The organism is Nostoc sp. CALU 1950 (assembly GCF_051172895.1).
Lineage (GTDB): Bacteria > Cyanobacteriota > Cyanobacteriia > Cyanobacteriales > Nostocaceae > Nostoc > Nostoc edaphicum_A.
On record NZ_JBDNJQ010000018.1, the window covers coordinates 48,986 to 70,636 of the forward strand.

Annotated in this window: 16 protein-coding genes, 2 tRNA genes and 3 pseudogenes; 12 read left to right on the plus strand and 9 right to left on the minus strand. The window is 39.9% G+C overall.

Features of this window, described 5'->3' with window-relative positions:
• Positions 1-55 precede the first annotated feature (55 nt).
• Positions 56-1,591: a nitrogenase molybdenum-iron protein subunit beta gene (gene nifK / locus ABF638_RS07995; RefSeq protein ID WP_435021759.1), complete on the minus strand. Its 1,536-nt coding sequence runs from the start codon at positions 1,589-1,591 to the stop codon at positions 56-58.
• Between the two features lie 200 nt (positions 1,592-1,791).
• Positions 1,792-1,959, minus strand: a pseudogene (locus ABF638_RS08000) (nitrogenase molybdenum-iron protein alpha chain); the annotation flags it as partial.
• A gap of 178 nt (positions 1,960-2,137) precedes the next feature.
• Here ABF638_RS08000 and ABF638_RS08005 point away from each other — a divergent pair.
• Positions 2,138-3,481: pseudogene (locus ABF638_RS08005) on the plus strand (site-specific integrase); the annotation flags it as partial.
• Positions 3,482-3,673: 192 nt separating this feature from the next.
• Here ABF638_RS08005 and ABF638_RS08010 read toward each other — a convergent pair.
• Complete coding sequence (locus ABF638_RS08010) at positions 3,674-3,955, minus strand: hypothetical protein (RefSeq protein ID WP_094349959.1); 282 nt, start codon at positions 3,953-3,955, stop codon at positions 3,674-3,676.
• A 231-nt stretch (positions 3,956-4,186) separates the two neighbouring features.
• Here ABF638_RS08010 and ABF638_RS08015 point away from each other — a divergent pair, with 231 nt between their 5' ends.
• The 3 genes from ABF638_RS08015 to ABF638_RS08025 all read left to right on the plus strand — a co-directional run bounded on the left by ABF638_RS08015 (position 4,187) and on the right by ABF638_RS08025 (position 8,752).
• The gene (locus ABF638_RS08015) at positions 4,187-7,855 is read left to right on the plus strand and encodes an NB-ARC domain-containing protein (RefSeq protein WP_435021761.1); all 3,669 of its coding nucleotides are present in this window, start codon (positions 4,187-4,189) and stop codon (positions 7,853-7,855) included.
• A gap of 154 nt (positions 7,856-8,009) precedes the next feature.
• Positions 8,010-8,426, plus strand: coding sequence for a XisH family protein (locus ABF638_RS08020; RefSeq protein ID WP_435021763.1), 417 nt, complete (start codon positions 8,010-8,012; stop codon positions 8,424-8,426).
• A complete protein-coding gene (locus ABF638_RS08025) occupies positions 8,414-8,752 on the plus strand; it encodes a XisI protein (protein WP_435021765.1) in 339 nt (112 codons plus the stop codon). Before ABF638_RS08020 ends, ABF638_RS08025 begins: the two co-directional genes overlap by 13 nt.
• A gap of 65 nt (positions 8,753-8,817) precedes the next feature.
• On the opposite strand, the gene ABF638_RS08030 is transcribed toward ABF638_RS08025, so the two are convergent.
• Positions 8,818-9,357 carry a DUF2267 domain-containing protein gene (locus ABF638_RS08030; protein WP_435021767.1) on the minus strand — a complete coding sequence of 180 codons (540 nt, stop codon included), beginning with the start codon at positions 9,355-9,357 and terminating at the stop codon, positions 8,818-8,820.
• Between the two features lie 318 nt (positions 9,358-9,675).
• Here ABF638_RS08030 and ABF638_RS08035 point away from each other — a divergent pair, with 318 nt between their 5' ends.
• Together ABF638_RS08035 and ABF638_RS08040 are read left to right on the plus strand one after the other, a co-directional pair.
• Complete coding sequence (locus ABF638_RS08035; RefSeq protein WP_435021769.1) at positions 9,676-10,473, plus strand: dienelactone hydrolase family protein; 798 nt, start codon at positions 9,676-9,678, stop codon at positions 10,471-10,473.
• A 472-nt stretch (positions 10,474-10,945) separates the two neighbouring features.
• The gene (locus tag ABF638_RS08040; protein ID WP_435021771.1) at positions 10,946-11,314 is read left to right on the plus strand and encodes a hypothetical protein; all 369 of its coding nucleotides are present in this window, start codon (positions 10,946-10,948) and stop codon (positions 11,312-11,314) included.
• 175 nt (positions 11,315-11,489) lie between these two features.
• Here ABF638_RS08040 and ABF638_RS08045 read toward each other — a convergent pair whose 3' ends face one another.
• Together ABF638_RS08045 and ABF638_RS08050 are read right to left on the minus strand one after the other, a co-directional pair.
• Positions 11,490-12,137, minus strand: coding sequence for a class I SAM-dependent methyltransferase (locus ABF638_RS08045; RefSeq protein WP_435021773.1), 648 nt, complete (start codon positions 12,135-12,137; stop codon positions 11,490-11,492).
• Positions 12,138-12,261: 124 nt separating this feature from the next.
• Positions 12,262-14,481 carry a sensor histidine kinase gene (locus tag ABF638_RS08050; RefSeq protein ID WP_435021775.1) on the minus strand — a complete coding sequence of 740 codons (2,220 nt, stop codon included), beginning with the start codon at positions 14,479-14,481 and terminating at the stop codon, positions 12,262-12,264.
• Between the two features lie 438 nt (positions 14,482-14,919).
• On the opposite strand from ABF638_RS08050, the gene ABF638_RS08055 reads away from it, so the two are divergent.
• Positions 14,920-15,153 (plus strand): EF-hand domain-containing protein, encoded by a 234-nt coding sequence (locus tag ABF638_RS08055; protein ID WP_181928144.1) that lies wholly within the window; start codon positions 14,920-14,922, stop codon positions 15,151-15,153.
• 251 nt (positions 15,154-15,404) lie between these two features.
• Here ABF638_RS08055 and ABF638_RS08060 read toward each other — a convergent pair whose 3' ends face one another.
• Positions 15,405-15,686: a hypothetical protein gene (locus ABF638_RS08060; protein ID WP_435021790.1), complete on the minus strand. Its 282-nt coding sequence runs from the start codon at positions 15,684-15,686 to the stop codon at positions 15,405-15,407.
• A 268-nt stretch (positions 15,687-15,954) separates the two neighbouring features.
• Here ABF638_RS08060 and ABF638_RS08065 point away from each other — a divergent pair, with 268 nt between their 5' ends.
• Positions 15,955-17,148, plus strand: a complete 1,194-nt coding sequence (locus tag ABF638_RS08065) for a calcium-binding protein (protein WP_435021777.1) — start codon at positions 15,955-15,957, stop codon at positions 17,146-17,148.
• 184 nt (positions 17,149-17,332) lie between these two features.
• Here ABF638_RS08065 and ABF638_RS08070 read toward each other — a convergent pair whose 3' ends face one another.
• Both ABF638_RS08070 and ABF638_RS08075 read right to left on the minus strand, forming a co-directional pair.
• Positions 17,333-18,292, minus strand: a complete 960-nt coding sequence (locus ABF638_RS08070; RefSeq protein WP_435021779.1) for an orange carotenoid protein N-terminal domain-containing protein — start codon at positions 18,290-18,292, stop codon at positions 17,333-17,335.
• Between the two features lie 484 nt (positions 18,293-18,776).
• Complete coding sequence (locus ABF638_RS08075; RefSeq protein WP_435021781.1) at positions 18,777-19,430, minus strand: TraX family protein; 654 nt, start codon at positions 19,428-19,430, stop codon at positions 18,777-18,779.
• A gap of 169 nt (positions 19,431-19,599) precedes the next feature.
• On the opposite strand from ABF638_RS08075, the gene ABF638_RS08080 reads away from it, so the two are divergent.
• The 4 genes and pseudogenes from ABF638_RS08080 to ABF638_RS08095 all read left to right on the plus strand — a co-directional run.
• Positions 19,600-20,178 (plus strand): hypothetical protein, encoded by a 579-nt coding sequence (locus ABF638_RS08080; RefSeq protein WP_435021783.1) that lies wholly within the window; start codon positions 19,600-19,602, stop codon positions 20,176-20,178.
• Between the two features lie 187 nt (positions 20,179-20,365).
• Positions 20,366-20,441, plus strand: a tRNA-Met gene (locus tag ABF638_RS08085).
• Positions 20,441-20,515, plus strand: a tRNA-Met gene (locus tag ABF638_RS08090). The genes ABF638_RS08085 and ABF638_RS08090 overlap by 1 nt, the downstream gene beginning before the upstream one ends.
• A gap of 746 nt (positions 20,516-21,261) precedes the next feature.
• Positions 21,262-21,651: pseudogene (locus ABF638_RS08095) on the plus strand (slipin family protein); the annotation flags it as partial.

The window sequence follows — 21,651 nt, forward strand, 5'->3', positions numbered from 1 at the left end:
TTCCCTACTCCCCTTCTTTACCCTTTAATTAACACGTTGTGTTTCTACGCAATTTCTAACGAATCAAGTCGTAGGAAATATCTGTCTTAGAAGGAATGTTGGTGTTGCGATCGATTTCTTCAAACAGGGTGTTTACAGTCCAGTTGAGGAGGTTGATTATACCTTGATAACCAATGGTGGCGTAGCGGTGTAAGTGGTGACGATCCATGATGGGGTAGCCGATTCTCACGAGGGGAATCTTGGTGTCGCGCCACAGGTACTTACCGTATGTGTTACCAACCAGGAAGTCTACTGGTTCGGTGAACAACAATGAACGCATGTGCCACAAGTCTTTACCAGGCCAAATAGTTGCATGTTGACCGAAGGGGCTAGAAGCAAGCAATTCTCTCATTTCTGCTTCAAATACTTCGTTGCTGTTGTGAACCAAGACATGCACAGGTTCAGCACCCATTTCTAGCATAAAGCCAACTACGCTGTATACTAAATCTGGTTCGCCGTAGATAGCGAAGCGCTTGCCGTGAATCCATGAGTGGGAATCAGTCATGGCATCAACTGCACGACCGCGTTCGATTTCCAATTCTTCAGGAATGGGGATACCACTCAATTCGCTGAGTTTCATCAAGAATTCATCAGTACCCTTAATGCCCCAAGGACGGGAAACTGAGGTTGGTTGATGCCATTCTTTTTCGATGTATTCGCGGGTTTTGAGGGTAGAGTGTGCTTGCAGAGCGATCGTAGCTTTCGCATTGATTGAATCTGCTGCATCTTCTAGCTTTGTACCACCTGGGTACATATCGAATTCACCTGTGTTTGGTGAATCCAAGTAGTCGCTGTTGTCGGCTAGAATTGTGTAGTCAAAGCCGAACAAAGAAGCAATCCGCTTGATTTCGCGGTTGTTACCTACATAGGTATCAAAACCTGGGATGAAGTTGATTTTACCATTGCTGGTTTCTTTCTTATGACCTGCGGTCAAGTTAGAAAGAATTCCCTTCATCATGTTGTCGTAACCAGTGATGTGGGAACCGACAAAGCTAGGGGTGTGAGCGTAAGGTACTGGGAAATCTTGAGGAACTGAACCAGCTTCCTTGGCGTTGTTGATGAAAGACTGCAAGTCATCACCAATTACTTCTGCCATACAGGTGGTGCAGACAGCGATCATCTTGGGCTTGTAGAGTTGGTAAGAGTTCGCCAACCCGTCAATCATGTTTTGCAGACCACCAAACACGGCTGCATCTTCAGTCATTGAAGAAGATACACCAGAGAATGGTTCTTTGTAGTGACGGGTTAAGTGGGTGCGGAAGTAAGCAACGCAACCTTGAGAACCTTGAACAAAGGGTAGAGTACCTTCAAAACCAACAGCAGCAAAGATTGCTCCTAGTGGTTGACAACCTTTAGCAGGGTTAACGGTTAAAGCTTCACGAGCGAAGTTCTTTTCACGATAATCCCAACCTTTTGTCCATTCTGCAACCCGTTGTACTTCTTCGGCTTCGTGACCGTTTTCAAACTGCTTTTTGTTTTCAAATAGCTGTTGATACTCAGGTTGGTGGAATAACTCGACGTGATCTTGAATTTTTTCTGGATTCTGAGGCATTTCTTCTGGACTCCAAGGTTACTGAATTCTTTTACTGATTGAGGTGCGAGTGGGGAGTAGGGAGTGGAAATATGATTCAAAATTCAAAATGCAAAAATCAAAATAAATTTTTAATCTTTCAATTTTGAATTTTGTATTCCCAACTCCCCCCTGGGGTTTTAGCCCCAGGTTATCCTTACTTATCTCACTCTCCCATTTCCCTAAACGGCAGCCTTAGCCTTAGCTTCAGCCTTCTTAGCCTGAGCTTTTTCATTCCAAGGAGCGCCAATTAATGCCCAGGTTGGGCTGTTGAGTGCCAAGTCCATATCGCGTGCGAAGATGGCGAAGCCGTCATAACCGTGATAAGGGCCGGAGTAATCCTTTTTGTGGTTTAATTCTTTTCAATAGCCTAATGTTTACAGTAAACAGTGTCAGCGATAAGCATTGTTCGCTGATAACACATTTATTTTTAGGCTAAATATAGGCTAAAAACACAGCATAACTAGGTTCAGAACTCACGCATCATCTAAATGTTGTCCTGAACCAAGGCGATTAAAAAATCGCCTGTTTTTTTGCTCATCTCTGCAAGCACAGCAGCAAAAAGAACACATGAGAACGAAAGTACTACTGGAATTAGAGAAAGTTAATCTGCGTTTGAAGTCTGCAAAGGCAAAGGTGACAATTAGAGAATCGAATGGAAGTCTGCAATTACGAGCGACGTTGCCAATTAAACCGGGAGACAAAGACAGCAACGGTACTGGAAGAAAGCAATACAATCTCAGCTTGAATATTCCCTCTAACTTAGATGGACTCAAAACGGCTGAGGAAGAAGCCTATGAATTAGGGAAGTTAATCGCTCGTAAAACGTTTGAATGGAATGATAAATACTTAGGTAATGAGGCAATTAAAAAAGAATTTAAGACCATAGGAGAATTACTCGAAGAATTTGAAACTGAGTATTTTAAAACTCATAAACGAACTACTAAAAGCGAACACACTTTTTTTTATTACTTTTCCCGAACAAAGAGATTTACGAATCCTAAAGATTTGGCAACTGCTGAGAATCTGATAAGTTCAATTGAACAAATCGATAAAGAATGGGCTAAGTATAATGCAGCTAGAGCGATCGCAGCATTTTGCATGACATTTAAAATCGAAATCGATTTATCTAAATATTCCAAAATGCCGGAAAATAATTCCCGCACTATCCCTACAGATGCTGAAATAGCTGATGGAATTCTCAAGTTTGAATATTATCTGAATAATAGAGGTAATCAAGTAAATCAAAACGTTCAAGATAGCTGGCAACTTTGGCGATGGACGTATGGAATGTTAGCAGTTTTTGGTTTACGTCCACGAGAACTTTTTATTAATCCTGATATTGATTGGTGGTTGAGTCAAGAAAATGTCGATTTGACATGGAAAGTTCATAAGGATTCTAAGACTGGTGAGAGAGAAGCATTACCTTTACATAGACAATGGATTGATGACTTTGATTTGAGAAATCCTAAATATTTAGAGATGTTGGGGAGTGCGATCGCAAAAAAAGATAACACTAATCATGCTGAGATAACGGCGTTAACACAGCGAGTTAGTTGGTGGTTTCGCAAGATAGGATTGGATTTTAAGCCTTATGATTTACGTCACGCTTGGGCAATTCGGGCGCATATTTTGGGAATACCAATTAAAGCGGCGGCGGATAATTTAGGCCATAGTGTGCAAGTTCACACGCAAACTTATCAGCGTTGGTTTTCCTTAGATATGCGGAAGTTGGCAATTAATCAAGCTTTAAGTAAGAGAAATGAAGTTGACTTGATTAGGGAGGAGAATGCTAAGTTGAGGATGGAGAATGAAACATTGATGTTGGAGATTGAGAAGTTGAAGATGGAATTGGTTTATAAGCGAAGTTAAAAATCAAGTGCATTTTGTACACTTATACTATATACATATAAATCATAGAAGGTGCAATTGTAGAGATAGCAATTGCTTCGTGAGAATTTTTAAGTAAGTGCAATCGCTAGCTGTCGATTTACCTAAAATTTGGTATCGTTGCAGGAGAGGATAGCGATCGCATTTACAGTTGAGTTACGAGCTATCAGTAAATTATTTGGTTTTTACATCTCGCTTTTGTAGCATTACAGGTACAAATATCTTGTTATATTCAGCTAAAGCAAGAATGAGAAATGCAATAGCTAGGATGATAGCGGCTGGAAGTCCCCCATATTGAAGTAATGCAATTGTATCTGATTGTTCCAAAGGTGAGATGATGGCTTTTTCAGTCGTACAAACAAGTTTTTCTGGTTTCGCTGTTGTTGTTTGGCAGCGCAATAGCTGATTTGTTTGTTGTTGCTGTTGAATAGTTTCAGAGACTAAAGAGTAATTCATAGATATATTCAATCCTTTAATCAGATTTTAAGATGTAATGACCAACAAATACATTCTATAAGCTGCTTCTGAAAAAGTCCCAGAAAATAATTTCCAGTAAATAAAATATAAGCGGAAAAATTTTTCCGCTTTTGAAAATAACTGGAAAACATATACATTCTCAAGCCAATTCAGTTAAACTGAATCAAAATATGCCAAATTATAAGACAGTTTAGGAAGATAACAGTAACTATGAAAAACTGGTACACATTTTTAAGAACGGAGGTGTTTCCTCAAGAACGATATGGATTAACCAAAACTGAGCAAGCCATTCTTTTGTCTAAATTTCCTAGCCAAGAAACTGTCAGAACTAACAAACTGGTTGCAGATCAAGCGATAGAAGATGATGAATTGCCTCATAATCCAGAGACTGTTAGAAAGCATATGTGGACAATATACAATGAGCGGTTCTGTCCAAAGGATGGTAAGGAAGGTTTTCCGGGCTATAAACAGAGAAGCCAAAATAAAGATCAACAATTCCTCGCTTGGTTAAAACAACAGTATTTGCAATGGCTGCAAACTTCTAACTTTGATACTCCACTTCGGTCAGCTTCAGACGCTAACGTTCTAATTCAAGTATCTTCGGCAGCATTAGGAAAACTCAGCAACCATGTACCAGATTTACCATTAAATTTCTTGCCACGCTTTGATGCACTTAAGGACGTGAAAAAGTTGGTACTTGATGGTACAAACCAGCCAGTAGGCGTTACTGGAACTGCGCTTAGAGTTGGAGTGCAAGGTATGGGCGGAATTGGCAAATCAGTTTTGGCAGCAATGCTAGCACGGGATGAGGAGGTGCGACATAGTTTTCCCGATGGTATTTTGTGGGTAACGCTTGGCCAAAATCCAGCACTTACCTTACGGCAATTAGATTTAGCCAAAATGCTGGGCGATAGTTCACAGATGTTCCAAGATGTTCAACAGGGCAGAGTTCACTTGAGCGAATTGTTAGCAGATAAAGCTTGCTTATTGATTCTAGATGACGTGTGGCAAAGCAAACACGCTGAAGCATTTAATACACTAGGGCAGAAGTGCAAGATGTTAATTACAACACGCGACAATAAGGTGCTTCAGGAACTGGGCACTGTTGAATATTTGCTAGGTTTGCTGGAGGATGAAGAGGCGCGAACACTCTTGGCATTGTGGGCAAAACAAGAGAAAGAAACATTACCTTTTGAGGCAGATGAAGTGGTGCGAGAATGTGGTAACTTGCCTTTGGCGCTAGCAATGATTGGTGCATTAGTGCAAGGTAAGCCAGACCGTTGGGGCAATCTGCTGCACAAGCTTTGCAATGCTGATCTAGAAAAAATTAGCCATCAATTTCCTGATTACCCTTATCCAAACTTACTGAAAGCGATTCAAGTCAGTATTGAGGCATTAGATATTGATATCCAAAAGCGCTATTTAGATTTTGCCGTTTTTCCAGAAGATACGCCTATTCCTGAAGCTGTGTTGCAAACTTTTTGGGAACCGGAAGGGCTAGATGAATTCAACACGCAAGATGTGGTAGATGTGCTAGTAGAGAGATCGCTAGCACGGCGTGATGATAAAGGATGTTTAACTTTGCATGACCTCCAGTATGACTATGTGCGTAAGCAAGCTGGAGATTTGCCTGCATTGCATAACCGTTTTGTGAATTCTTACTCTTCACGTTGCTCAAATGGCTGGCATACTGGTCCAAATGATGGCTATTTTTTTGAAAACTTAGCTTACCATCTACATGAATCTGGGCGAAAACAAGAACTGTATGAACTGCTAACTAAATCCCCAGATTGGATGGAAGCGAAATATATTGCTTGTACAGGTGATGCAGCCTATGTTGCTGATTTGGAATTGGCAATAAGTGACTTTACCGATCCGTTAGAAGCAAACCAATTGTTAACGCTGACTCAACTCCAAACAGCAAGACAAGTAGTAAATCAAAGAGTAACTAATTATAGCGACACTGATTTAGAAACTTTGGTCTGGTTGGGGCGTGAAACAGAAGCAGTTGGCTATGCGCGTTTGCGACAATTTCCTGAAACTAGGTTTAACGGCTTATTAACTGTTTTTAAAGCACAACAAAAGAAAAGAGAAGTTAACTATCTACTTTTGCAGGAGCTAAAAGAATTAGCTTTATCAAATCAAACGAGAAGTTTGGATAAACCAAAGATATTAGTCAATTTAGCAGTAGCTATATCCCAAACTATATGTCATACAGAATTTCTAACAGTAATTGAAGAATCTGAAAATTTTATTCAAAGTAGAAGTTCAAATGAAGCATATGTATTGACAAAATTAGCAGAAGCTTTAGATAGAATAGGACAGAATAATAAGGCAACTAAAGCCTTTGTCCAGGCAGAGAAAATTGCACTTGCTGAACAGAATTTCTGGTTTAAAGCATTTTATTTAACAAATTTAGTAGCTACCCTTGTTCAAGTACGTCGTTTTAGTGAAGCTAAACAAGTAGCAAATAAAATTGAGGTGAAGTGCTGGAAAGTACAAGCATTAAGTGAATTAACTAAAGCACTGATTGATGAAGGATTAGGTAAAGAGGTATATCCAATCTTTACAGAAATTAAATTTTTGGTAGAAGTTAATAATTCAAATCCTGCCGATCATCATGAACAATGGACGGATGCATTGGGCCGGTTTGCAGTAGTGTTAGCTCAAGTTGGATGTAAAAAAGACGTTAATAAATTCTTCACAAAAGCTCGAAAATTTATTTATGAGAGTCCTTGGTGGTGCCGTGAAAGATCTAAAAATCGTTTAGTATATCACTTGGCTCAAGCTGGACGTTTCCATGAAGCTTATAAATTAGCTTTTACTATTCCTAAAGGTAGTTTGGAACGAGCAAAAGCTTTGAGTGCATTAGCAAATACTTTAGCGCAAGTAGGGCAGACTAAAAGAGCCATAGAAATTTTTACAGAAGCCAGAGAAGCTGCCAGTATTACCAGAGATAGATTGGCAGTAGCAGCAATGGGTAATCTAGCAGTGATAATGGAAAAGGCTGGATACAAAGCAGAAGCAGAGGCTATTTTTATCAAAATAAGGGATATTGCGAATAACGAAGATGAACACGAACAGGTAGATATATTCAGTACATTAGCTATTGCTTTTGCTCAAGTTGGACGCTTCAGTGAGTTACAGGAAGTTTTTCAGATGATTCCGCCAGCCAATTCATATCGTGTCAAAGTACTAAGTGCATTGGCAGTTGCTCTTGAGTTAGATGGGCAAAAAGTCGAAGCAGATAGAATTTTTGAAGATATTCAGGAGTTTGCTCACAAACCTATGACAAGTACATCTCTTTATGCACCACCACAAAGTACATTAGTAAAAGCATTAGCTCAGGTAGGTCGTTTTAAGCAAGCTATGGAAAACACGCTTCATATTAATGACGATTTACAAAAAGCGCAAGCATTATGTGCTGTAGGAGCAGCCTTAACTAATGCAGGACTCGAAGCTGAGGCAAATAGAATATTTATGGAGGCTAAAGCAGCTACCTATGCTGTTGAAAGCTATGGGCGCAGAGAGTTAGCAGTGTGGACATTTGCAGCTGCATTATCTCAAGCAGGACATTTCGATCTAGCTAAGAAAGAGGTTCAACCGTTAATTGATAATGGCTTCCATCGCTCGGAAGAACTAAGCAATTTAGCAGCGCCGATCGCAAACATTGGGCACTTTGTTGAAGCATTCACCACACTGGGATTGCAAAGACTCGATAAATTTTTATATGATCTGAGTGAATGGGCATCAGCATTTGAGAAACTTCAGCCAAGATTATCGTTAGAGGTTATGCAAGAAGCAGTTTGCATTGCCGGGTGGGTACGTCCCCACTGGAAAGAAATTTCTCAACTTTTTCCTGAGATCACAAATAGCTGAATTTTAAAATAGTGCGATCGCCCTTTCTCTCCAACACAACAAGCGATCGCCTTCAGATTCTGCAAAGGCGAATGTGTCTACACCTAATGCTGCTTGAGTGGGATAAACGATAGAATTTAGGCAAAGACTTTATCTTTCTGGTTAGCTGTCTACGATGTCTGCAAGAGATAGGTTCCATGAACTGGTTAGAACTGCCCTTGAGAAGCAAGGGTGGATAATTACTCATGATCCCTACCACATTGATTTGGGGTTTGTTGATTTTTACATCGACTTGGGTGCAGAACTGTTGCTAGCAGCGACAAAGGATGAAGAAAAGATTGCAGTTGAAATCAAAACCTTTTTGGCACCCTCAACGATTTCTGAGTTCCATACTGCAATTGGACAATTTATTAACTACCGCATTGCTTTGGAAGATGACGATCCAGAGCGGCGGTTGTATTTGGCAGTTCCGCTCGATGTTTATAGGCGATTTTTCAGATATCCATTTATTCAAACGGTCATTGTGCGTAACAAAATTCCCCTTTTAGTGTATGACACAGAAAAACAGGAGATTGCAGAATGGATAAGCTAAATTTGTATCGTGAACTAATTCAGAAATTATTGACGGCGCGAGCAAAGTTACGTTCAAAGAGCGATCCAATCGAAAGTCAAACCATTTTTGATACTACAAAAGACCACTATCAGCTTGTGCATGTGGGATGGAAGGATAGTAGTACCCGGATTTATGGCTGTGTGCTGCATATAGATATCAAGGATGGGAAGATTTGGGTGCAGCATGATGGAACGGAGGATGCGATCGCAGATCAACTTGTGAGCGAGGGAGTACCTAAGCAGGATATTGTGATTGCATATCACGCACCTCATGTAAGACAGTATACAGAGTTTGCTGTAGGCTAAACCTATTTAAAAAGCCTGTTTGCGATCGCTACTCACAAACAGACTTAACTTTTTCACATTTCTAATTAAGCTTGCTCCCAAAGCTGACGTACATAATCAGGGAGCGCGCCAGCAACTTCCTGAATCCGCTCTGGAGAAAGTTCGTGTTTGGTAGCAGAAAATACCGCTTTAACTGCCTGTTCTGCCTCAACTGATCCTGGAACCCCTCCTTCATTAGCAACCCGCGTTAGAAATAGCTTGGAGTCAATTCCAATGGGAGCCGGGCCTTTTAAAGGTTGACGGATTTTACTTAAAAATCTCACAATGGGATTGGTGTCTTTCCAGAGTTCAGCCACTTCAAACTGGAGTGCTTTTTCATCTGTAGGTATAGCTTCTGTATGCAGTTCTGACTCGACGCGATCAATTGTGTCCGCGGTCATTAAGTCACGCATAACGCGATACACAACTTCGGTAAAGTCTCTTGCGTCATACAAATCTGCAAATCCGCTCCGAACCATGACCTTTTCAAGAAATGAGTGATGTTCGTCTGCGATCGCAGTTCGAGTATCTTCAATCTCTGTTGGGTCAACTTCTGGAATATTTGTTCTAAAACTTTGATCTGGCATTGTTTTTCTTGTGTTTTTTAATTTTGAGTCTTTATGCTTACCTTATGTAAGGTCGCACAAATCAAAAACGCTTGAAATCTTCCAGAAGTTTGAGATGGTATCTATTCAAAAGTTAGAAATTCATCTGATTTGCATGGATACAGGTAACAGAACTACTCCTCTACAAAGGTTCTGGATAACACATATTTAATTTCTGAAAATATCATATCTATTGAGTAGAGCAATACTTTTAGTGTTTTTGCTCGTTGTAGACATCGCCTATTAGTATCAAAAAACAGTCAAAATAGATGAGTTAATATAAAAGCAGCCGAAACAAAGATGCTACAAACAACAAACATCGAAATTCACACTTCCCATGTCAAAGTACCTAACAATGGCTTAAAAATCGATGCTTACTTAGCTCAACCAGCACAAAAGGGAAGTTTTGGCGCAGTTATAGTTTTTCCAGAAATTTTTGGAATCAACAGTAATATTCGAGATATCACCGAACTAATCGCTAAACAAGGTTATGTAGCGATCGCTCCGGCGCTGTATCAACGTGTTGCTCCCGGTTTTGAGGTTGACTATAGCCAAGAAGATGCTGGCTATAGCCCAGAAGGCTATCAGCTTGGTTTACAATACTATCAACAAGTTAAGTATCAGGAAATTTTAAGCGATATTCAAGCTGCGATCGCATACTTGAAAACTTTGCCCAATGTCAAAGATGATGCGATCGGTGTTATTGGTTTCTGTTTTGGTGGTCATGTTGCTTACATGGCTGCAACTTTACCCGATATCAAAGCAACAGCTTCGTTTTACGGTGGCGGCATTACCAGTTCCAGTTATGGTGAAGAAACTCCAACCATCAATCGCACCTCGCAAATTCAAGGTACTATTTATGCATTTTTTGGTACAAGAGATGCATTAATTTCCCAAGAGGAAAACCAACAGATAGAGGCAGAATTAAAGAAACATAACATTAATCATCGTGTATTTCGATACGACGCAGGACACGGATTCTTCCACGGATTCTTCAAAGATAAGTACCCATTCATCACCCAGAATCAGAGTTACAATCCCGCAACTGCCCCTGATGCTTGGCAATATGTTTTAGAACTGTTTCAAAATCACTTGTGATCTGGTGTTAGCTTGATTACTTATTAAACCCGAAGAACCCCACCCCGCCAAAGCTACGCTTCGTCTCTCCTCCCCGCTTGCGGGGAGGGGATTAAGGGGCAATACGGTTCAATTAAGGGCTAATTGTACAAAATTGTGGGTTTTCGAGACGCGATAAATCGCCGTCTCTACAAGTGTTTTGGTCTTATCTGAACTGTATTGAATTCAGGAGCAATAATTCAGAAGCCAGAATAGTTAAAGAATCAAATAAAGACTTGATAAATATCCTAGTTTTAATAAACTCCTTATATATTCTGGTTTCTGACTCCTGGATGCTAAGTTCTTACGTGATTTGTAAATAAAATCTAAAGATAACTGAATCTTGATTTACTCAGCAATAGACTAAATACAGTGTATTTATATAGTTTTATCTGCCGAGTTTATTCATAATTTTAATAAATATTATATAAGCAAAAAAACTAGGAATTTATAAATGATTGATTCTCTTATTTTATTATTTCTATTGTTTTTAGGTATTCCCTTTGCTATTGCTCAGATTATGCCTGACAAAAAGTGGCTAATAGCTTATACTATTTTTTTTGGAACCTTAGCTATTGCGCTGTATTATAATCACTTAACAACGCCAAGCTATCGGCAAGGAAATAGTTTTTCTTACATTTTTGGAAAAATAGCTGCTTGTTTATTTGATACATCAATAATTGTAGGAATTATTAATAGAGCTACTGTGCTATACTTGAGTTCAATAAATGTTACAATTAACATTTGGTTGATAGTTAGCTTAGTTTTGCTCAATCTGATGCTTATTGTACTTATTTTTCTTGGATTGATGACAGTCTATTGATTGAGTAAATATTAAGTAGAGTATGGTACGGCTATGCAAAGATTTGAGAGTTTGAGAAAGTCATGATTAGCCGTAACACACTAAATATGTAGGGTGCATTAAGTATTGCTATAACGCACCCTACAGTTTAAGGTTTACTACAAAATAAAATTACAAGACTGCGATACTATTGGCTTTAAGCTTTTGAGTTTTTAAGCAGGAATTGACAACCACATAAAAATGGGTTTGGATTGTCTATGCGATCGTCCGCAAGCACTTCAATGGCTAGCTTGCTGTTGTAAATCAACTCGTCATAATCCATCAATGCATTCCACTTGATTTTGCCAGTGGGGAAACCTAGCTGTGAAGCGGCATCGGCTATTAACTCTTGCCATTTCTGAATCTCTGGATCTTGCGATTTGGAATAATCGAGAATGGCAATAAATGCATCAGGCTTGGTAACTCGCAGGATCTCTGCAAGAGCGCGGACTGGATCGTTAACAACACAGAGCGTATATCCCGACGCTGCTGCATCAAAGCTATTATCAGGAAAATCAAGATTGCAGAGATCCGCTACCTTAAAAGTGATGTCTGCGGATACGCGTTTTTTACGTGCTTCATCCATCATCTTTTCAGAAAGATCGACACCGACGACACTTACACCTTCAGGATAAGCTGGAAGATTAAGGCCTGTTCCTACAGCAGCATCTAGTACAGTTTGTCCTGGCTTCAGCTGCAAGGAAGCAATTAGGGGGTCGCGCTCGATGTGCCAGTAATGCTTCATAATCGCGTCATAATCCACTGAACCCTGATCGTAGGTTTCAATCACTTGATTTATCTGCATAGCTTCCTTAATAAATAGGACTACTGGTTTTAACTATCTGTTCAACTGTGTAATATGTTGGTGATAAAACCTCGTGTATTGTACTACTAGCTAAATAACTTGACAATTCCAAACTAGTATAAATTTAAACCAATCCATGAGCTTTTAGCCGTAGAGGAATCTGAATGATAAACTCGGTTCCAACTCCCGAAGTTGAGATGCACTCCAGTTTACCGCCGTGTTTTTCCGTGATGATTTGGTAGCTGATGGACATACCCATTCCGGTTCCTTTACCGATGGGTTTGGTGGTGAAAAAGGGATCGAATATTCGTTGCTGAAGTTCTTTGGAAATCCCGACTCCGTTATCAGCGATCGCTATTTCCAACCATGTTAAATTAACCACAGATGTGCGAATCTTGATTCGATTGGGGTTATCCTCGATCTCCTGATAGGTGCGCTTGGCATTATTTTCTTCTAATGCATCAATGGCATTCACTAAAATATTCATAAATACCTGGTTGAGTTTTCCGGCATAACATTCTACTAGGGGTACGGTGCCGTAGTCTTTAATCACCTCAATTTCAGGTTGTTCTGGTTTAGCTTTGAGACGGTGTTGCAAAATCATCAAGGTACTGTCGATGCCTTCATGAATATCGACGCTTTTGAATTCTGCTTCGTCGATGCGAGAGAAGTTCCGCAGCGACAGTACAATCTGGCGAATGCGTTCAGTCCCTACTTTCATCGAAGACAACATTTTTGGCAAGTCTTCTTGCAAAAACTCCAGTTCCATGTCTTCAGCAGCGGTTTGAATTTCAGCACTAGGGTTAGGATCATATTGCTGATACAACTGTACAAATGCTAATAAATTTTGGGTATATTCCTGCACATGGACAAGGTTGCCATGAATAAAGTTGACTGGATTATTAATTTCGTGTGCGACTCCAGCAACTAATTGTCCCAGACTAGACATTTTTTCACTTTGAATAACTTGAAATTGAGTCCGCTGCAATTCCCCTAATGCATTTTTTAGTTCCGTGGTGCGTTCTTCTACCCGATCTTCTAGTTCTTCTTTGCTTTTCTCTAAGGCAGTAAAAGATTCGTGTAGTTGTCTTGCCATCTGGTTGAAAGAGTTGGACAGGGTATTAAGTTCTTGAATGCCGTTACTTTCCACTGTCTGAGCTAAATTGCCGGATGCCATCGCTTTACTTGCCCAATTCAGGCGCAAAATCGGGCGTACAATCCAATGGGAAGTAAACACGCCCATCACCGAGGCAACAACTAATGCCCCAATACAAAGGGCGATCGTGGTGTTGGTGTTGGCGTTAATTTGCGCCATGAATGCATTTTCTGGCAAACTCACTACCACCAGCCAATCTAAGCCATACTTGTCACGCCAAGGTACAACATCAACGAAATGCCGTTTTCCTTCCAGTTCAAGCTGAAAATCTGCGTCTTGGGTGATGGAGGTAAACCCGTTGAAGCTTTGGAGATGTTTGGCAACGTTCTGGATGATTGCATCAGAACTGTCAATCGCCCGTACTCGCCGGATCTCTTGATTGACGAGGACAAAAGGCTTCTCTGTACCGGAACTGGCGATTAGTGTACCATCCCGCTCTAAAAGGAACACCCGCCCAGATTGACTAATATTCAAATTGCGTAAAAAATCGCTGAGTTTCAATAGATGAATATCAGAGGCAATCATTCCTAGTAAGCGATTTTGCGAATCATAGATGGGACGACTAGCAGAGGCGGCAATGTAGGGGCCTGTTGGCAAATTTGCAGTATAAATCTTTGTCCAGATCGGTTTACCAGCAGCGATGGGTTGGGTGTACCAAACTTCGTTGAAGTTGTCCCAAGTAAAATGATTATTAACTTGAGTCCGATTGCCCTGATTATCCGTGGCGTAGTTGGTAGTGTTATTGGGAAGCTTGGCAGTCCAATCATCAATGGTGATCGTTTTGCCATCATAACGAGCGACTCCCATTCCCTCACCCGTCGTTAGTCCAATACCAATATAAGTCAAGTCATAAGCCTGCATCTGATCCCAGAAATACTTGCCAAGGGTTTGGCGATGCCTACGGCTGGCTCCGCCTACGCTCACATCCAATATTCCCCTGCGGATAGTATCTGCGTTGATCTGATTAAGGGTTTGCGGAATGGAAAGACGAGACTTCAAATGTTCATCCACTACCTCGCTGGTGCGATCCATCAACTGTTCTGCCAGATCGTTAACTGCTCTTTGTCCATTTTTAAAGGACAAATAACCCACTAAACTGACCGCTGCAAAAATTTGGATGACGAAGGGAACAACAAGAACAATCTGTAATGGGAACGCTTTACCAATGCTTAGATAGTGAGTCTTCATTGCTGGAAGCTGGAAGTTGTGCTAATTTGATTTGCTTCTATAGTTCCCAAGATGCTCACGCACTTACCTTTGTCTAAATTTTTTGTTAAGTCAAAGGTACGATAAGGTGTCTTATCGTAAAGCGCAACACATCATCATAAGTAGGTAAACATAATTAATTACACAATGTCATTGCGAATGCAGCGTTCGCGGTAGCGTCTGTCTGCGACACGCTCCGCGAACGTAGAGAGCGTCTTCATTCTGACTCCTGAATTCAGCTATTCTGAACTCTTCTTTATTTTCATCGTCAGACTGTAAACCCTGTAACCCACAGGTACACCCAATCTAAGCCCAGCGATAGCCGTTTCTATGTCTAAAGATACAAGTTTATTGAATTTTGAGAGATTAGTCAGAGATTAATGAGATATTAAGTTGAAAAACTAATTCAGATAGAAACTTATGGCAACCGAGCAAGAGCTTCAATCTCTTTTTAATACCTTAGATAGCGATCAAGACGGCAAAGTATCCATTAATGATCTTTTTTTAAGTCCTGGCTTAAGTGCAATCATTTCATCAGAAACAAATACCACTAGTCCCCAGGAATTGCTAGTAAATTATGATTCAGACGAAGACGGCAGTATTACCTTTGAAGAGTTAAAGGAAGCAGTTGAGAAAGCAAATAATTTAAACTAGCAACCCAATCCCTAACACCCAATACCCAAAAATCCCTCTCTAGCCCACGCTTTGAGGGATTTGCCAAGTGACAATATTAAGCAATACGCTTGACTTTTAAGACAGTCGCTACAATTTTTCTTAACTGAACTGTATTGCAATCTTAAGTAGTTTTTCTACGAAAATGCGGCTCACAAAGTGCTGGTTTATACCCGTTGGGATAAACAAAATTCTCATGTCGTCGTGGTAAATTTCTCCGAGCAGAATCTAAATCAAGATAAAATTTCCGGCTTCCCAACTACTGAGTATTGGCAAGATTGGGTGTCAATCTGTTCTATTCGGGCACTACCGAGGCAACTAAATACCAGACAAATCGCTGTTTGCAGAGTCGCAAACGCCGACATTTCCTTGTCCCACCGATGCCAGCCTGTTGGATCAACATGAATGCGCTGGCTAACCATTTCTGCCTGCTGACGATTTGCGGCAGGCATTGCTGCCAGAAGTTTGAGCAGAGCGGCTTCAAATGCTTGACTCCAGCCTAAATCGGCTAGCAAGTATTGCACTCAAATAAGAAGTGCTAATCAAATATCCTAAATATTCGACAAAAACTGAACCTTACCATCGGCAGACTCAATCTGGCATTCCCAGCCGATGACTGGGAACGAGGTAAATATATTAAAAGATATTTGTAAAGTCTAATTTATGATTCGTAGAAAGAATTTTTTGGGATTCACCGGATTCTATTGAATTTTTCAGAATAATGGCTCATCTACATCATTTTTTGTCTTTGCTGAACTGGATTGAGCTACAAAGTAAATTTTTATGAAAACACAATTTTTTCGTGGGATTAATTATACTGAACAAGTGATTTCAGATAATAATCAAAAAGATTTAGGTACTGCCAATCCAGACTGGTTTATTGTAGAAGGCAACAACAATGTTGTGAAGACGGGAAATGGCAACGATGTTGTCTTACTCGGAAGAAAACTAGACTTAATCTTTAATTTTGATACTAGCATTTTTAGTGGTCAGGTTTTGCAAACTAGTCCAATGTCTTGCAATTCTAATGTGCTTGATGCGATCGTTCGTACTGGAGCAGGAGATGATTATGTCAGTTTAGGATCAGGCAATTACACAATTTATTTGAGCAGTGGAAACAACTTTTTAGACGATTACGGTGGAAACTATCTATTCGATGCTGATGGTAATATTATTGGATTAGAGCCAATTTCAACATTAGTTGCCTCAGCAGGATCAGGCGACGATATTTTCTCTTTAAGTGGATTCGCCAACCGAACCATTAATGCGGGAAATGGTAACAACTTAATTTTGCTGGGAAGCGGCGATGCCAATATCAATGCAGGCTCAGGAAATGACATTATCACCAGTGAGATTTCAATATTGACTTATGTTGTTGACACAGGATTGTCATCCTACAACCAAACTATAAAAGCTGGAAATGGTGATAATCAAATTGCTGTTGTTCCCTATGGCGAAACCACAATTCAAGCTGGCAGCGGCGATGATTTTATTTTGGCTGCTGGAATCTCTAATTCAAGTTTTGCAAAGATTTTTGCAGGTAATGGTAACAACACAATTGTTACAACTGATACAAACAGCACAATTAAGTCTGGCTCAGGTGATGACTTAATTTTTGCTGGTTCAGGTAATGACACTATCTATGGGGGAAATGGGAATGATCTAATCAATCTGCGAGGAGAAACGGTTTATCTTCCTAACCCTTTAAAGACGGATACAAATCTGTTTGGTTCATCTCTTGAGGTAACAGGCGGGGGAAATGATACAGTCTACTTGGGTCAAGAGAAAGACACAGATACAGTAGTTTTAGGAAGCAGTGGCTTTGCTGCCATCTATGGCTTTGGTTGCAACGATCGCTTAAATGTCAGCGGCTTAAATGCCAGCTTCAGCCGGGTGGGAAATGATACGTTAATTAGTTCATGTGGTGGTTCTTTGGGGATTCTCAAAGGATATACAGGTTCAGTAAATTTAGTGTAGGAGTTGGAGTCAGTGCGATCGCCTAACTGCATAGAATATGTTAGGACTTACGAACTGAAAACCTGAAACCTAGATTCCCCCTAACCCTTTAAAAAGAAGGGGTTGGGGGATTTTTTGCGTGTAGTCTTATGTAACGCATTATCTTAAACAAACGCAATTGCTTTTGTATTAAGACAAAGAAATTTTACTTGCGAGTTAGGTTAAGCAGTTCTTTGGGAGAAGCAAGTAAGTCAATAGCCACGAAGTAAATTTGACCTTGAGGATCGAGTAAAAATCGCCAAGCAATGTTCATCCCAACATTACCTCCAAACCAAGGAGTTTCTACCGTACCAGTAATCTTATGCTGTGTATAACCATCTTCTATGGTTTCCGAAATGCCTTTGGTTGGCTTCATCACTAACCCTTGTCCCTCATCTCTTAGGTAGGCAGTGATTGCTTCTCGACCAACAATTGGTTTTTGGAAGGGTGGTTGCAGCGCACCGTTGCTAGCAAATAAAGCAACAGCAGCTTCAAAGTTATCTGCATTCATCGCTTCAATGTATTTCAGCACTGTCGGTTCTGTAACTCCCTCGATCGTAAATTGGGGACTTAGGGATGTACGTGGGAAGTTAAAGTTTATGACTTCTGCCTGTTTATTATCAGCCAGAGATGGATCGAAACCCATATTTACTACAGTATTACGTAGTACAGTAATTTGCTGACTCTGATCGATTCTCTGAACAGCTTCTAGCACTGTTTTAACTTCAGTTGACATTTGATAACCAGCGGGCATAGGAGCGACGATACCCTCTTTCATCCACTCTCCTAACTGCCACCAGAATCCTAATTTAGCGTTGACGCCAAAGTATGCATAAGAACGGCTGATGGGAGTATCAGCATTACTCGCTAAATCTCTCATTAACTGGGTTTGTTCTTCATGAGACATCTGCTTAATGTCGTTGAATATACCTTCCATTAATTGGAGATTTGCTTTTCCGGGAGCAGCTGGAGTAATTGTACGACCTAGTTCAGCGTAGGCATACCAGAGAAATGCCAGTTGATCGTCAATGTTGAGTTTAGCAAACATTGCTGTAGTGGCTGGAACAGCATCTGCTACTTGAGTGCTAGAGAAAATATTGCGTGCGGACTCGATACTATAAGTCATGCTTATTACCTTAAAGATTTACCTATTCAATAGTTGCTTTCGCCTACATTTTGCAGGTTAGAGGATAAATCTAGGGCATTTTTCCTGGATGACACAATTATCCCTAGATATCTAAATCCGAATCATTATGATTCACTACTCTGGCATGATAGCTAGTAAACGTTAACAAAAGACTAAGATTTATAAAATTTATCTGATGAATATCATTGAATGAAATGTATATCTACTATTTATTTTTCAATTTATGGTCTAATAAAAGTAACTTTTTGGAAAATATATCTTCCTTTAGAAAGATATTTAACTATATAACATCTATCTATGTAGATACATACATCTACATTTTGAAATTTTTTGGTGTAAAGATAAAATTTGGTAATTGCTTAAATTTCTTTTTTTAATTAGTCTATATTTCGTGGCAGATTTATCTCTAGCTGTAGGTTGAGTTAAATAAAATCCAGTCAGACATCGCTGATAAATCATAAATCTACCTGGAATATATTAAATAATTGATTATACCTAAGATTATTAAATGAGCCGGGTAAAACACATAGAACCATCTAGTTCGCGAACCTTGTTTACCATTGAATTGAAAAACAATAAGTCCTGCAAAAATTGCCCAAGCTTGAAAGATATTAAGCATAGATAGGATTGCTAAAGTAAAAAAGTGAAATATGCACCAGTATAGCAACCATATTTTGGGCTTCAGTTTGTCTGTAAGAGACATCAATAAAATTACTCCAATCCCATAAGCTCCATAGGAAAAGTCAAAGTTCTCGGCAACTAATGCACACAATCCAATAATGATTGATTTCTGCCATAATTGCGGGTAACGCTTTACTAAGCGCAACATCACAAGTCCAAGAACAAGCGTGTAAAGAATATTAAATGATAACCTCTGGAAAATAAAACTATAGATTGGCTGAGATATAATCGCTGTAATTAATAGCCTGCTTCCATAGCGGTACACACTTTTGGTGTGTTTTTCACCTTTCGCAAGAAGCCATGCAAAAAGGGGAAAGCTCAATCGCCCAAAAAAGTGCAAGATTAGAAACTCTGGCATTAGCAAATAGCACACATGATCCATAACCATGAATACTACTGCTAAGATTTTAATGTTAAAAGCTGAAACTTTAATCACAACGTTACAGTTACCTTATTAGATTCGTTAATATAAAATATCTAAAACTTTATTTATTTAATATAAGAGTTATTCAAAATCCTAGCAATTTGATAACATTAACAAAAAGGGCAATGTCTACGAAGGGCTGTTTAGTGACACCCTCTTTAGCAGAGATAACAAAAACACTATGGCAAAGCGTAAGAAAAGCAATCTCCAGTGGATTAAAGAAACGCTTGAACTAAAACCTGACCATCGCTGGGAATCTCCATCAGGCTACAAAATATTTGTCGCAGATAGAGGCGCTGTTCGTTTCAATGTTCCCCAGAATTGGGTTTTTGAGCCACAAGAGAAATCCTTCAAGTTCATGGATAAAAAACCGCCCAACGATGATTGCTGTCTGGAAGTATCTTTTAATCGCCTGCCACCCAACGACTGGAGCCAGTTTCCGCTAAAATCCACCTTGAAGAAAGTCCTGGAAGACGACAGCCGCAACATCATTGCCAAAGGAGAAATTATTACCGTCAAGCGTCAAACCGCCAGAATTGTCTGGACAGAGATGAAGTTCATTGACACTCAAGAAGAACCACGGGAAGCTTTTTCGCGGACTTGCATTGGTTTGGGGTCGAATGTTCAATGCTTGATTACATTCGATTATTGGGCAGATCAAGCAGAACAATTAATACCCGTTTGGGATGAAGCGATGCGTAGTCTCACATTAGGGTTGTATATTCGTGACCCTATGACTGGTTTAGCTTTCCCAGACTGAGCTACAACAAGAAATTGAGGCGATATTTACGATGGGCGTAGTTGTAGCACCTCACAATTTCTATATGCTAAATTTGGAGCGGGATAGTAACAAAGTTACAAAGCTATGGTTTAGGTTCTATATGCCTAACTGGTGCGCCAAGCTTTTGCATAAGCGTATACCGCAGAGTGCTTTAAACTATACCATCGTTTGATTAGCTCAGTTGGCAGAGCGATCGACTCATAATCGATTAGTCACAGGTTCGAGTCCTGTATCAAACCCCAGGAAGTTAGCTCACTGGTAGAGCAATCGACTCATAATTGATGTGTTGTAGGTTCGATTCCTATACTTTCACCCAAACCTGTCCGGGTTAAAAGACAATACCCTTCCAAGGTAGCCAATATGGTACGGATCTTAACAGATTCGAGACCCCTCATTTTCTCAACTCTGCGTGCAAGTGTTTTGCTGTCGGTCATCACTCGTAGGGGTAATGTTCGGTAGCCACAGTTAAGGAGTAAGCGCAACTGCATTTCTTCCTAACTTGAGTATGTTCCTTCGTTTTCTACATCTAGTTTTTCTTCGGGATTCTGGATTGGCAAACGAACGGCATATTTGAGCGCGGTACTTTTTTCTAGATTGCCATAGAGCAGTTTGGGAAAAGTAACAGCAATCTTAATCCAGCTTTGGAGAAGCTTTTGCCCACACCTGAACTGTAAACACTTGCACTTGCAGAGTTTAAAAATATTTTGTAACATAGAGTAATACAAGCAGCTAAAATTAATCCTTTAGGCTTTTTCCACAAGGTTGTAAACTTCAAGAACTCCTGTACTCAAGCTGTAATATGGTATCTGTGAAATCACCGATAATAAGCAGTTTGTAGTGGGGACTTCAGTCCCCAAAGCCAGGACTAAAGTCCTTACTACCAACTAACATTTTTATTCTATTTGATTAACCAGACATGCTATAAGATGGCGAGTTTACTTGCAGGTGGTATTTAAGTTTAAGGAAGGTTATAAATGTCTTGACTAAATATTCTTAGCTAGTTGCGGGCTACGCCAGCCGCAAGCATCGTATAGCTTATCTAAAATATCGCGCAAATTATTTATGCAAATTACTATGTGGAAAACATTTTATATCAAACCTAACGAAATCGGCATTTTATATCACCGCAGTGACTTTAAGAAAATTTTGCAGCCTGGTACACATACATATTTTGGCCGACATTGGCAAGTAAAAATTTATGACCTCAATCAGCCACAAGCTGAGATTGAAAACCTAGAACTGTTGTTGCGAAATCACGAAGCCGAACTACAAGAACATTTATTGATTATCAGAACCGCATTCAATCAAGTTGCATTAGTCCGCTACGGTCAGAATTGGGTAAGCGTTGCACCAAATAAATTGATTGCTTTTTGGCGTGGTTTTATTGAGGTAGAGTCTAGGCTGTTGACTTTGTGGGTTTTTAGGCGGTTTTTGCTCATGCAGTTTTTGTGT